Source organism: Streptomyces xylophagus, from assembly GCF_000716435.1.
Lineage (GTDB): Bacteria > Actinomycetota > Actinomycetes > Streptomycetales > Streptomycetaceae > Streptomyces > Streptomyces xylophagus.
Genome location: NZ_JNWO01000002.1, coordinates 650662 through 663503 on the forward strand (window position 1 = coordinate 650662; position 12842 = coordinate 663503).

Annotated in this window: 10 protein-coding genes; 5 read left to right on the forward strand and 5 right to left on the reverse strand. The window is 68.8% G+C overall.

Annotated elements, in window-relative coordinates:
- Position 1: 1 nt before the first annotated feature.
- Both OO70_RS06355 and OO70_RS06360 read right to left on the reverse strand, forming a co-directional pair.
- A complete protein-coding gene (locus OO70_RS06355; RefSeq protein WP_043665050.1) occupies positions 2-1609 on the reverse strand; it encodes a sodium/solute symporter in 1608 nt (535 codons plus the stop codon).
- The gene (locus tag OO70_RS06360; protein WP_043665053.1) at positions 1606-2040 is read right to left on the reverse strand and encodes a DUF485 domain-containing protein; all 435 of its coding nucleotides are present in this window, start codon (positions 2038-2040) and stop codon (positions 1606-1608) included. Before OO70_RS06360 ends, OO70_RS06355 begins: the two co-directional genes overlap by 4 nt.
- A gap of 318 nt (positions 2041-2358) precedes the next feature.
- On the opposite strand from OO70_RS06360, the gene OO70_RS06365 reads away from it, so the two are divergent.
- Positions 2359-2745, forward strand: a complete 387-nt coding sequence (locus OO70_RS06365) for a barstar family protein (protein WP_043665055.1) — start codon at positions 2359-2361, stop codon at positions 2743-2745.
- 54 nt (positions 2746-2799) lie between these two features.
- Here OO70_RS06365 and OO70_RS06370 read toward each other — a convergent pair whose 3' ends face one another.
- On the reverse strand, positions 2800-3573 hold the full coding sequence (locus tag OO70_RS06370; protein WP_043665057.1) for a YqjF family protein: 774 nt from the start codon (positions 3571-3573) through the stop codon (positions 2800-2802).
- Between the two features lie 180 nt (positions 3574-3753).
- Between OO70_RS06370 and OO70_RS06375 the strand changes: the two genes are divergently transcribed.
- Positions 3754-4560: a DUF6461 domain-containing protein gene (locus OO70_RS06375; protein ID WP_043665059.1), complete on the forward strand. Its 807-nt coding sequence runs from the start codon at positions 3754-3756 to the stop codon at positions 4558-4560.
- 363 nt (positions 4561-4923) lie between these two features.
- Complete coding sequence (locus OO70_RS06380; protein WP_234336752.1) at positions 4924-5430, forward strand: hypothetical protein; 507 nt, start codon at positions 4924-4926, stop codon at positions 5428-5430.
- Between the two features lie 36 nt (positions 5431-5466).
- Here the strand turns inward: OO70_RS06380 and OO70_RS52100 are convergent, their stop codons facing one another.
- A complete protein-coding gene (locus OO70_RS52100) occupies positions 5467-6201 on the reverse strand; it encodes a transposase family protein (RefSeq protein ID WP_234336753.1) in 735 nt (244 codons plus the stop codon).
- Positions 6202-6370: 169 nt separating this feature from the next.
- Between OO70_RS52100 and OO70_RS06385 the strand changes: the two genes are divergently transcribed.
- Positions 6371-7648, forward strand: a complete 1278-nt coding sequence (locus tag OO70_RS06385) for an MFS transporter (RefSeq protein ID WP_043665061.1) — start codon at positions 6371-6373, stop codon at positions 7646-7648.
- A gap of 207 nt (positions 7649-7855) precedes the next feature.
- Here the strand turns inward: OO70_RS06385 and OO70_RS06390 are convergent, their stop codons facing one another.
- A complete protein-coding gene (locus OO70_RS06390; RefSeq protein WP_043665063.1) occupies positions 7856-8527 on the reverse strand; it encodes a lysophospholipid acyltransferase family protein in 672 nt (223 codons plus the stop codon).
- Between the two features lie 946 nt (positions 8528-9473).
- On the opposite strand from OO70_RS06390, the gene OO70_RS06395 reads away from it, so the two are divergent.
- Positions 9474-12806 (forward strand): lectin, encoded by a 3333-nt coding sequence (locus OO70_RS06395; RefSeq protein WP_234336755.1) that lies wholly within the window; start codon positions 9474-9476, stop codon positions 12804-12806.
- The last annotated feature ends 36 nt before the right edge of the window (positions 12807-12842 follow it).

Genomic DNA, 12842 nt, shown 5'->3' on the forward strand with positions numbered 1-12842 from the left:
CTCATCCGCTGCGGGGATGCGGCGGTCCGGCCAGCAGGACGGGCTCGACGGCCTCGTAGCGGTTGCGTTCGCGCGCGGTGGCCCTTCTGCCCGACAGGACGGTGCCCAGCAGCCCGCACAGGAAGCCCGCCGGGACCGAGACCAGGGCGGTGGTGGTGAAGGGGAACCAGTTGAAGTCGGCCTCGGGGAAGGCCGATTGAGGGGAGCCGGAGACCAGGTTGGTGCCGGTCATCAGGACGAGGACGCTGAGGCTGCCGCCGATCAGCGTGCACAGCAGTCCGGCACGGGTGTAGCGGCGCCAGAAGAGGCTGTAGACGAGCGCGGGGGCGATGGCCGAGGCGCCGAGGCAGAAGGAGACGATGGCCAGCGGCTGCAGACTGCGGTGCTGGGCGAGGACCGCCAGCACGATCACCGGGATGCCCACGGCCAGGGCGGACAGACGGGCCAGCGCCATTTCCCGCAGGGGCGGCATGTCCGCGCGGGCGACGACGTCGTGGGCCAGCGAGTTGGCGCAGGCCAGCGTCATGCTGGCCACGGACGCCAGCAGGGTCAGGAAGATGGCCGTGGTGACGGTGGTGAACAGCAGGCTCTCCCCGCGGGAGAGGTCCGTCCCGAACGCGGCGCGCGCCCCGAGCAGATAGGCGGTGTTGCCGCGCGGGTCCGCGGCGGCGATCTCCTTGCCCCCGATGAGGGCGGTCGCTCCGACGGCGACGACGGTGATGATCGCCATGAACAGGGCGACCGCCGAGACGGCCCAGGACATCGCGCGCCGCACCTGACGGGTGCTGCCGGCGGTGTACATCCGCATCGTCACGTGCGGCAGACAGGCGCCGCCCAGCACGATGGCGCACTGGGTGCTCACCATGTCGAGGGCGGGATGCTCTCCGCCCGCGAACTGCAGCCCGTAGCGCAGGTAGTTGGGGCCCGCCCCGCTGTTCTGCGCGGCGGACTGGAAGAGGGTCTGCGGGCTCCAGCCGAAGGTGTGCAGGATGAGCGCCGCGACGACCAGCCCGGAGCCGAGGAGGATCACCGTCTTGAGGATCTGGATCAGGGCGGTGCCGCGCATGCCCCCGATGGCCGCATACGTGATCATCAGCGCCCCCGCCCCGACGACGCACCCCGTGCGCATCGTGCTGTCGGAGAAACCCAGGACGAACGCCAACAGCTGCCCCACACCGGCGAGTTGCACCACCATCATGGGCACCAGCGCCGCGAGGGTGACCGCGCACGCGGTGATGCGTACCGCGCGGCCGGGCATACGACGGGCCAGCACGTCGCCCATCGTGAACCTGCCGGTGTGATGCAGTGGTTCGGCCAGTAGGAACATCAGCAGCAGCAGCGAGAGCAGCGTGCTCAGGGCGAGTACGACACCGTCGTAGCCGCACAGCGCGATGATCCCGCCGACCGTGAGGACGGTGGCCGCGGAGATGTAGTCACCGGCGATGGCCAGGCCGTTGCGCAACGGGGAGAGGAACCGGTAGCCGGTGTAGAACTCGTCCAGGTCCTCACGGTCGGGACCGGTGACCACACACAACAGCAGCGTGAGAGTCACGACACTGAAGAACGCCACCAGCGACCACGACCGTGCGGAGCCCTCGAAGTCGATCACGGCCGCACCTCCTCGTCGCGGGCCTGAGCGGCCTGACGGCGCACCCGTCGGGCGCGGGGATCGACGTACCGGCGCGCGATCGCCTCGTAGAAGATGACGGCCAGCCAGGTGACGGGGAGTTGCACCAGGGCCAGGAAGAGCCCGGTCGGCAATCCGCCCGGGGCGGGACGCGCCATCACCGAGGGGAATTCGACGGTGAGCGTGAGGAAGACGGTGAAGTAGCCGAGTGCGGCGAACGTGGCGACCCGCCGCTGCCAGCGGTACGCCCGGCGCAGCATGCGCAGATCGCGGTGCGGTCCGGTCGACGAACGGGTCCAGTTCGCCGGGCGGCGGCCCCCCTGCGGAGGGGACGGCCGTAGGGTCGGGGTGGAGGAGGCGTGCCGTCCGGGCCGGTGGTGAAGCGGCTGTAACTCGGAGCTGTCGGAAGACATTCCAGGATCTCCTAGTGGGTCGTGGGCCCCAAGAGGTGCGGACCGCGAGAACGCGGGGAGTGGTCCGGGTCACCGCACGCTATGCGGGTGCCGGACCGCGCGCAGCACTTCCGGTGAACTCCCTGATGAGGACCGCTGCGACGCTCTGACCTCGGATGTTGTGGATGTGAAGCGTGTGACGGAGAACCACGGCAGTGCCCTGTGGGCCGTGGACGCGTCGAATCGGCAGGCCCGCCGACACCCGGTCCGTAGTCCCGGCTCACGGGTCGGCCACACACGTGCGTCGAAGCTGCTCCACCCCTACGTATTGTCCAAGTCGTGACAGCGACATACGTGCTGGACGGCACGCAGATCAGAACACTGGACGATTTCTGGCGCGTCATCGGCGAAGCGGTCAACGGACCCGGCGGCTACTTCGGACGGAACCTCGACGCCTTTGCCGACTGCCTCAGCGGTGGATTCGGGACGCCCGACGACGGTGACTACGTCGTGGAGTGGCGCGAGCATCGGGTGTCTCGCGTGCATCTGGGCCATCCGGAGACGGCTCGCCAGTTGGAGATCCGTTTGTCACGCTGCCACCCCTTGAACCGTCCGTCCGTCGGCGCCGATCTTGCCGCGGCCCGGGAAGGTCGCGGAACGACCGTCTTCGACTGGTTGGTCAGGATCTTCGAGGAGCGCGCTCCTGGCGTCCTGCGACTCGGGTGACGGGGATAAGGACGCCGACGGGTGGAGCGGAGTCGGCGTCGAACAGGAGGGGGGTCACGGAGTGGCGATGCCGGCCGAAGCGCGGGGCGGGCGTATGAACCGGACCGGGACTCCCGGCGAGTAGAGCACGCTGACGGGATCCCCGACCGGTGCGGGAAGGCCCGCCGCGGTCACGAGGTTCTCCTCGCAGTGCAGAAGCTCGGCCCGGTGGAGCGGCCAGCGCGGATGTGTGTTCGGCAGATACCGGGAGCGGCCGAAGAAGGTGCTGTGCATGCCCCAGCGAGCGGTCAGGAAGTGTTCGAGTTCGGTCGGATCCTCGACCCGCTCGCTGATCCGGATCGCGAGGTCGCTCCGCGCACTGCGAGGCCCGGGCCAGCGTCGCTTGCTGGTGTATGTGACCGAAGTGCCCTCTCGGCGGATCTCCATCCGCGACCAGACGTACGGCAGCCGGAACACGGCCCGTCCGACGGCGACGGGTATCAGACGGGACGCGTCCAGGGAACGGAAGACCACACCCCGCCGGCCGTGGGCGTCCACCGAGTAGAGGCGGACGTTGGTCTCCGGGAAGGTGCCGAGGTAGGGGACACCAGGAAGGCGGAACCATCCGACACGGTGCATCCGGAACGCGACGAGACCGACGTACGTGGCGCCGTGCAGGGTGTCCGGGCGGGTACCGGCCGGCAACAACGGGGCGACGTCTGCCGGGTCGGCGGCCCAATGGAGGAAGGCCAGATCGAGCCAGGACTGCGTGAGAAGAGGCCGGTCTGCGGCATGAGGGGGATCGGCCGTTATGGGTTCGGGTTCCACGGCGAGCGGCGGCTGCGGCATAAGGCCATTATCACGAAGCCCCACGATCAGTCGATCGCGGGGGTGGGCCATGCCTCGTTGGGGGAGAGAGCGAGTCGTCCAGCCGCTCCCTGGCCGAGGCGACCCGGGCAGCAGCGCTGGTGTGCGCAACAGCGTTGGCTCTCAAGGGCGTTGTCAGTGGCAGCAGGCAGACTGCGGGGCATGACTTCGGTGACCGCACATGACTATGCCTGGATACGTTCCTCCCGGTTGTTCCGCTACGCGCTGGAGAGCGGGTACACCCTGACTCTGGTGCGGGGTGTCGCCCCGGCGGAGGTACTGCGGATGATGGAGGCGGAGCCTCAGGGCGCGTGTTCAGGGGTGGATGCTTTGATCGAGCGGCAGGATGAACTGCTCGCCCCGGGGGACTACTGGGACGAGTCCTTCATCGCGGGCGCGTTCACCGTGCCGGGCGAAGGGGGTGAGTGGTCGCTCGTCCTGCACCTCGGAGAGGGCGGTATGGGGATGCGGCCGGGCTTCCTGGAGGCCCTGTCGGCGGGCGGGCGCGCCGTGGTGCACTCCAGCAATGGAGGCAAGCCCATGCACTTTTTCCACTGGTACGAGGACGGAGAGTGCCGGACCACTTTCGAGTGGCCCACCGTCAGGAACGGCAGCACTCCCGATGCCCTCAACGCGGTGATGCGGGAGGTCGGTTTCGAACTGTCGGACCGCGAGCACGAAACGGGCGAACGTGTCGACACCAAGGCGGCGGTACTCGCCCTTGCCGAGCGGCTGACCGGAGTTCGGGTGACGGAGGAACTGCTCCGGGACGCCGAGTACCAACTCGGTCATGTGCCTGAGGAACCTGCCGAGGAGTGGACTTCCATCGTCATCGACATCACCGACGCCCACGGGCAACGCCTCTACAAGGAAGTCACCCGCGCCGAGGTCGAGGCCGCTTCGGCCCGCGCCCGCGCCGACGCCGAAGCGCCGACTGTCATCCACGGGCCCTTGTGGCCTGCTCCCTGAAGCACAGTGCGTCACGCCTCGGCTGGGAGTACGGCTGTGTCTGAGCTCCACCAAACGGCGCTCAGAGCTGTGGTGCGCAGCTGCTAGGGGTTGCGTCGCCTACGGACGGGGGAGGGGGAGGAGTGGTGTGGGCCTGGATGGGGCTGTCGTTGCTCGCGCTGGTGCCGGTCGCGACCCTGTCGACATTGATCGTGGCCGAGCGCGGATGGTGGCTGCGGCGGCGGCACCGACCTTCCCCTCGGCGAACCATTCACCAACGTCGACGACCTGGTGATTCGGCTCGCCCCTACTATCCGGTGGAACAAGAGGCCCACGTGCGGCCTTCGGGCAGGGGGAGCTATGCAGCCGATCACTTCACGGCCGGTGTTCCGGCACACCGTCGGTGCCGTCGCGATCGGCGTGGCCTTGGCCACCACCACGGGGTGCACGGTTCCCGTCGACGCCGTCGCCGGCATCTCCGTGACCAGGGACGGTCATCTGCTCGGCGTCATGATGGTCTGCGGCCACCGGATCGATGGCGCGACCCTCTACGTGGACAGCGCCGACGTCGACAAGACCGTGACGGTCGGCTCGTGGACGTCCGACCACCCCATCAAGGCCGGTATCGCCACCTGGACCCTTGATTCTCCTGCCGCAGGCTGGACCACGACGACCTCTCTCACTCCGCTCACCGCCAAGGTCACTTACGACCTCTACGGCTGGACCAAAGACAATTCGTCGTCATCGGGGAACGTCTCCTTCACCCTGGCCGACAGAGACCGACTCACTCCAGGAAATGTCCTCTACGACGAGATCTCGGACAACGGCGACGAATCCACAATCATTGTCCCCATGGCGAAGTTCAAAACCAGGGCCTGCCAAGACACGTAACGCCACGACGTTGGGGATTCGGTAAGGGAACATCATTCAACCCTCACCTCCCTTCGTGAGTTCGGCAACTCCCGTCCCCGTATTACCGGTTGCCAACTCCGAGAAAGCGGCCTGGCGGGCTCCGGGGAACAGCAGGTTGTTGGCGGCGGCGACCTTGATCCGGCGGATCTCCGAGCGGCCGTGGCCGATGCCCGTGACTCGGCCACTGGAGCGGGATGTCCCGCCAGGGAAGGGAGCAGGTGATCTCGTTGGTCTTCTCGCCGACGTCCGGCTGAGCGAGGACCAGGCCAGTGGTGTGCTCCAGGGCGGCGAGCAGATGGATCTTCCGGCCTTGGCCGCGCCTCGCAAGCTCTTGCCGACCACGGACAGCCCGCGCCGTCTGGTCGACTTGGGGCGGCGGTCGGTGAGTCGGCTGCCGATCGCCTGGTCCGGCGTGTCGCCGACTATGCGGGCCAGCAGCCGCCGGACCGTGGCCTCCGACGGCAGAGTGCGCCGGGGCTGGAGTGTGTCGGAGCCGACGCCGAGCCGGTGGAGGACATGCGCGGGAGCATCGGCGATCCGCTCACCGGCCGCCGGCAGCGAGGTAGCCCCTGCCGGCACGGCACAGGCGGTGAGCGCGCGTACGACGGCCGGCGTGTGGCGCACCCTGCGCGGGTCCGGCACCCGGCACAGCAGTTCCAGCAGGTCCGGGACTTCCTCCGAGGCAACCTGGGGCTGTTGGCGGAGCTGGTCAAGAGGAGGCGGGATCGGGGATGGTGCGTCGGTAGGCATGGTCTCCCGCTGGGGTCATGGCGCGTGGAGAACCTCATGATCTCGGAAGCCCGTGCCTGTTGCGTTCCAGGGGCCCGAGCCGGCGGATCGGCAACGAGCCAGGCATCACACGCCTGCGCCGAGGCCCTGGCATGGACATGGATTGTGGGGTGATGTCACTATCGGGCAGATGCTTGAGGACAACGGAAAACATCCCTCGATCTGGCGTCATCGCGACTTCCTGCTGTTATGGGGTGGGCAGACGGTCAGCGAGATGGGGTCGCAAGTCACCGTCCTCGCCCTGCCGTTGGTCGCCGTCGTGCTGTTGGAGGCCTCCGCATTCCAGGTAGGCCTGTTGTCGGCTGCGGAGACGAGTGCGTATCTGCTGGTGGCACTGCCGGCCGGGGCCATAGTGGACCGGGTTCCCAAGCTCCGGCTGATGATCTGGTGCAACCTCGCGCTGTTCCTGGTGATCGGCTCGGTGCCGTTGGCGCACGCAGTCGGGGCGCTGACGCTCGCCCAGCTCTACGCCGTCGCGCTGGTCTCCAGCGTCTTCTCCGTGTTCTTCTCGGTGGCCTACCAGAGTTATCTGCCGGTGCTGCTCGACCGTGACCAGCTCATGGACGGCAATGGCAAGGTCGCCGTCTCCGGGTCGGTCGCGCAGATTGCCGGGCCCGGTCTGGGCGCGGGGCTGGTGGCGCTGATCGGCGCCGCGGGGGCGATGGCCGCCGACGCCCTCTCCTTCGCGTTGTCGGCGGGCTCGCTGACGGCTGTCCGTACCCGCGAGCGACGCCGGCCCTCGGCCGAAGCCGAGCGGCGGCCCAGGCTGTGGGCGCAGATCCGTGAGGGGCTCGCCCATGTCACCCGCGACCCCATCCTGCGCAACTCGGTGGCCTTCAACGGCACAGCCAACTTCTTCGTCATCATGGTGGAGACCCTCGGCCCGGTGTTCCTGATCCGCACCCTGCATCTGCGTCCTGCCCTGGTGGGGCTGCTGCTGGCGCTGGGGGCCGTCGGCGGGGTGGCCGGCGGCGTGGCGGCACGCTACCTCGCCCGGAAGGTCGGCTCGGCGAGGATCAGCTGGATCTCGATGACCGTGCTGTCCCTGCCCGGCCTGCTGATTCCGCTGGCCGGGCACGGTTGGTGGGTGCTGCTGTTCGGCTTCGGCTGGATCTCGTGGACCTTCGCCTCCACCGTCGCGGGCGTCTCGCTGACCACTTACCGCCAGGCCGCCTGCCCGCCGGACATGCTCGGCCGGGTCAGTGCCGCCGCACGCTGGATCACCTGGGGCACCCTGCCGCTGGGCGGCGTGGCCGGCGGCGCGCTCGCCACCGCCCTCGGCGTCCAGACCACCTTGTGGATCGCCGTCGCCGGCGGCTGCTGCGCGGGACTGTGGCTGTTCTTCTCACCACTGCGTGGCATGCGCGACATACCTCTCGGAAGGCCCGAGCCCGCACCCGTCGGTTGAAAGCCGTAACGCCACCGCGACCTCGTCGGGCGGTCCGCTTCCCGCGGGCCCGAGTCGGCGGATCGGCACGAACCAGACATCACACCACTACGCCGAGGCCCTGACGTATTGGACTCCGGCTGATGCCAACAAGACGGTGGATTAAGCCTGTTGGGTGCTGGGGGCGAGAGCATGAGCCCGGCGTTCGGCTCGCTCGCCGATGTCCGCTCACGTGGGGCGGACTGTTGTGCTGCGGGAGGACGGCGGCCGGCCCACGGCCTGCCGCCATGCGTTCTCCACGGCCCTGCGGGCGTGTGCGGTGGCTTCGGTGATGTCTCCGGTGAGGTGGACGGGCTCGCCGAGGTGGACGTGGAGGTCCGGGCGGCGCAGGGGTGCGGTGGCGACGCCGGCGAGTTGTTTGAGCCGCCCGCCGGAGATGATCCGGCGGGCTCCGGCGTGTCCGAGAGGGACGACGGGCGCGCCGGTGGCGAGTGCGAGGCGGGCCAGGCCGGTGCGGAAGACACCGGGTTCGCGGTCCCCGGAGTCCCGGCGGCGGGGAAGTCCACCTTCGGGATAGATCACCACGACCCGGCCGGCGGCGATTGCCTCCGCCGCCAGATCCAGGGCCGCCGCCGCGCTACGGCTGCCCCGGTGCACCGGTATGTGGCCCTCGCGGGTGAGGCGGGGGCCGAGGAACGGGATCTTCCACAGGCCCGCGGTCGCGAGGACGACCGGCTCGGTGCCAAGGCGGTGCAAGGCGGCCAGAACGAGTCCGGGATCGGCGAGCGCGGTGTGGTTCGGCGCGACGATGCTGCCCGGCGCGATGCCGCGGGTCGTACCCGTCGTCACCGTCAGACGGCCGAGGACGGGGACGATGGTGCGGGCGAAGGTACTGAGCACCTGCTGCTGACTCCTTGCTCTGCCGGGGCCTGCCCCGGCGTGGTCCGACCCGTATCGTCACGCTGCCGGATGGCAAAGGGCATGAGTGCGCGTACTCAACTCCGCGAGGTGTGGCCCGGTCCGAAGAACCAGTGCCGCTGACGCGTCATCCCGAACCGCGAAGAACTCGACGACGACGCTCACCCGGGCATCATGCCAAGGGCGTCGGCTCAGGGGATTTACGTCTCGCGGTGCCACGTTGACCAACTGCTGGGAAAGCCTTGGCAGAACGCCTACCGCAGTGCCGGCATGCGTGTGCGTTCCGGGCCGCTGCCGTCGGCAGGACGTGTTTGCGATGGGGTTTGCGCCCGATGGTGAGCGGGGTGAGAGTGACGGGCATTCGTGAACGAGGCGCCGTCGCCGAGAGCCGGTGCGTGCTCGGGGTGGTGCGTGCTCGGCGTGACGCGCCACGAGCAGCCGCGAGGGAGCCCCAACTTCCGCAGGCTCGCCGATGGTTCAGCCCGACGATCACCTGTTCATACGTGAGGCGTGAGACGTGAGCCGACGCCCGTCGGCTTCGCGTACCCCTGCTGGACACCCGGCCGCCGGAACCGCCACGGCCGGATCCGCTCGCCGTCCCGGAGTTGCTCGGGCGGCCCACGGCAGTGCCACCTCACACGCCTCCCCGTGAACTTCGCTTTCAGAAAGTCTCGTTGACCTCGTTGACACGCCATCAGCACACGCGTTTCACTCGACACTCGTGCATGGCAACGTTGTCAGGTCGGTCGGGGGAGTGACCGGAACCGTTGCCTGTCGCCGGCATTCCGGTGTTTTTCGGCGCGCCGACACCTGATGAGCGAAGCACGAACTGCTGCGGAGGCAACCGATGCTGAGACCCCGACGTTCAGCCGCACCACCCGACCGCGCAAGATTCCGCCAACGCCTCGCCGTGATCTGCGCTTTGGGCATGGCAGTCCTTCCGCTTCCGGCGATCGGAAGCGCCGACGCCGCGAGCAGAGCGACGCCGGCCCTGGTGACGGACCCCGCGACCCTCGTGAACCCCCTCATCGGCACATCCGGTGCCGTGGACACCTTCCCCGGCCCCGACATGCCGGCCGGCATGGTCCAGTGGGGTCCCGACACGACGCCCGACCGCCCCGACGGCGGCGGCTACGAGTACAACGACAAGAAGATCTCCGGCTTCAGCCTCACCCACATTTCAGGACCCGGCTGTCCCGTCGCGGGCGACCTGCCCGTCCTGCCGGTGACCGGCGCACTGTCGGGCGACCTCGGCAACACGTCCGCCGGCTTCAGCCACGCCGACGAGCAGGCGGGGCTCGGCTACTACAAGGTCACCGACGCGAACGGCGTCAAGACCGAGCTGACCGACACCACCCGCGCAGGCCTGGGCCGCTTCACCTTCCCCGCGGGGCAGCAGGCGAACCTGCTGTTCAAGCTCAGCGGCGGTGCCACACAGATCGACGGGACCCGCGTCCAGGTCGTGAACGACCAGGAGATCAGCGGCGCGATCGACAGCGGTCACTTCTGCGGCGCCGCCAACAGATACACGCTGCACTTCGACATCAAGTTCGACCGGCCGTTCGCCGCGAGCGGCACCTGGGTCGGCGGCACCATCACCCCCGACGCGACCAGGCTGAAGGCCGGCAAGGTCCAACTGGCCCCGCAGAAGGCGAAGTCGGCGCCGCTGAAGGAGAAGCACTTCACCGTCCCGGCGAAGCCCGCCCCGACGATCCACCCGAGCGGGAACAAGAACTCCGGTACGCCGTCCCCGACTTCGAGCGCCGGAGCCGTACCCCGCTCATCCGTCACGGCCAAGGCCGCCCAGCCGCCCACCACCGGCGCGAACGGCATGTACCTCACCTTCGACACCACCTCGAACCCCACGGTGAACGCGAAGGTCGGCATCTCCTACACGAGCGACGCCGGAGCGGCGAACAACCTCTCCACCGAGATCAAGAAGTGGGATGTCGCCGCCGTCGAGCAGGCCAACCATGACGCCTGGAACACGGTGCTGACCAAGCTTCGGATCGGCGGCGGCTCCGCGAATCAGCAGACGCAGTTCTACACCGCGCTCTATCACGCGTTGCTGCACCCGAACGTCTTCTCCGACGACAACGGCCAGTACATGGGCATGGACAACCAGATCCACCAACTGGCCAAGGGACAGAAGGCCCAGTACGCCAACTACTCCGGCTGGGACACCTACCGCTCCCAGACCCAGCTGATGGCGATGGTCGAGCCCAAGGTCGCCGGCGACGTCGTCACCTCGATGCTCAACGGGTACGACCAGACAGGCCTGTTGCCCAAGTGGGCCTCGAACAACGGCGAGAGCTACGTGATGGTCGGCGACCCGGCGGCCGGCATCATCGCCGACGCATACGCCTTCGGCGCGACCAACTTCGATACGGCCAAGGCACTCGCCGCCCTCCAGCACGAGGCCACCGTCCCGAACAACGACCGCCCCGGCGAGCCCGTACGGGATACGAAGGGCTACCTCCCGCTCGACGAGAACGACTACAACTGCTGCAACTTCTACGGCCCCGTCTCCACCCAACTCGAGTACGACTCCGCCGACTACGCCATCGCCGCCTTCGCGAAGTCGCTCGGCAAGACAGCCGTCTACGAGAAGTTCGCCACCCGCGCCCAGGACTGGATGAACGTCTTCAACCCGCAGACCGGCTACATGCAGGCCAAGAACAAGGACGGCCAGTTCGCGGGCGGTTTCACCCCGGGCACCTCCAACGGCTTCGTGGAGGGTACGTCCGCCCAGTACACGCCGATGGTCCCCTTCAACCTGCGGCAGCTCATCCAGGCACGCGGCGGCGACACGGCGTACTCGACCTACCTCGACAGCCTGCTCGACAACATCACCCAACCCGGCAACACCGACGCCGACCTGAGCAACGAACCCAGTGTGGAGATCCCCTGGGAGTACGACTACACGGGCCAGCCCTGGAAGACCCAGGCGGCCGTCCGTGAGGCGCAGCAGGACCTGTACTTCAACGCGCCGGTCGGCTCGTTCGGCAACGACGACCTCGGCGCGATGAGTTCCTGGTACGTCTGGTCCGAGCTCGGCATGTACCCGGAGACCCCGGGCACGGACACCCTGGCCCTCGGCAGCCCGGCGTTCCCGGTGGCCAAGGTGACCCTCGGCAACGGCAAGACCGTAGGGATCAACGCTCCGCAGGCCGCGCCCGACGCCCCGTACGTGCAGGCGCTCGCCGTCAAGGGCAAGGCGTGGAACAGCTCCTGGCTGAGCTACCAGCAGTTCCAGGGCGCGGGCACGCTCGACTTCACGCTCGGCACCGCGCCCAACAAGGCCTGGGCGTCCGATCCGTCCGCCGCGCCGCCGTCGGACACCACGGGCGGCGGACGGGTGCTGGCCGCGACCGGGCCCTCCAGCGACGGCCTGGTGCTCCAGCCGGGCGCGTCCGGTGACGGCACCCTCGACCTGACCAACCTCGGCAGCACGGCCGTCACGGTCGACTGGAAGGCGACGGCGCCCTCCGGTGTCATGCTGGACACCTCGTCCGGATCGCTGACGGTGCCCGCCACCGGCAGTGCAGAGGCGAAGGTCAAGGTGACGGCGGGCGCGAGCGAGGGAACCTACCCGGTCACCTTCGCGCTCACCGACCACAGCACCGGTGCGGCACTGAGCGGGGCGACCCTCCGCGTGGCCGTGGCCAAGGCCGGTGCGCTGTGGCCGTACGACACCAATGAAGGCATCTACCCCGACGGCACCACCTTCTCGGGCGGCTTCGACAACGGTGGCTGGGCGTTCTCGCAGAACGCCCTGTCGGCGGCCGGCGTCACGAACGGCTCCACCGTCACCGCCGACGGCATCTCCTACACCTGGCCGACCGTGACGTCCGGGCAGTTGGACAACCTGGAGATGGCCGGCCAGAGCATCCCGATGCCGGCCGGAACGTCGGGCGCGTCGCTGGGCCTGCTGGGCACCGCGACCAACGCGCCGACCGACGGCAGTGGAGTCTCGGGCACGGTGACCGTCACCTACACCGACGGCACCTCCTCGAAGGCGACAGTCGGCTTCTCGGACTGGACGCTCAACGGCGGCGGCAGCACACCGCTCCCGGGGGACACGACCGCCGTCACGACGCCCTACCGGAACACCGGGAGCGGCGGCCGGGACAACGTCAAGGCCTACGTCTTCGCCACGAAGGTCCCGCTGGACACGTCCAAGCAGGTCGCGTCGATCACGCTGCCGGTGACGGGTTCGTCGGGCGCCGCCCACCTGTTCGCGTACGGATTCGGCCAGTAGCACGGTCAGTTGAGGCACCGGTGGTCCTGATGACGC

Excerpts from the sequence above, each read along its gene's own strand:
- OO70_RS06385 (WP_043665061.1), top strand. The coding sequence starts at position 6,371 with ATGCTTGAGGACAACGGAAAACATCCCTCGATCTGGCGTCATCGCGAC.
- OO70_RS06360 (WP_043665053.1), bottom strand. The coding sequence starts at position 2,040 with ATGTCTTCCGACAGCTCCGAGTTACAGCCGCTTCACCACCGGCCCGGA.
- OO70_RS06370 (WP_043665057.1), bottom strand. The coding sequence starts at position 3,573 with ATGCCGCAGCCGCCGCTCGCCGTGGAACCCGAACCCATAACGGCCGAT.
- OO70_RS52100 (WP_234336753.1), bottom strand. The coding sequence starts at position 6,201 with ATGCCTACCGACGCACCATCCCCGATCCCGCCTCCTCTTGACCAGCTC.
- OO70_RS06395 (WP_234336755.1), top strand. The coding sequence starts at position 9,474 with ATGGCAGTCCTTCCGCTTCCGGCGATCGGAAGCGCCGACGCCGCGAGC.
- OO70_RS06375 (WP_043665059.1), top strand. The coding sequence starts at position 3,754 with ATGACTTCGGTGACCGCACATGACTATGCCTGGATACGTTCCTCCCGG.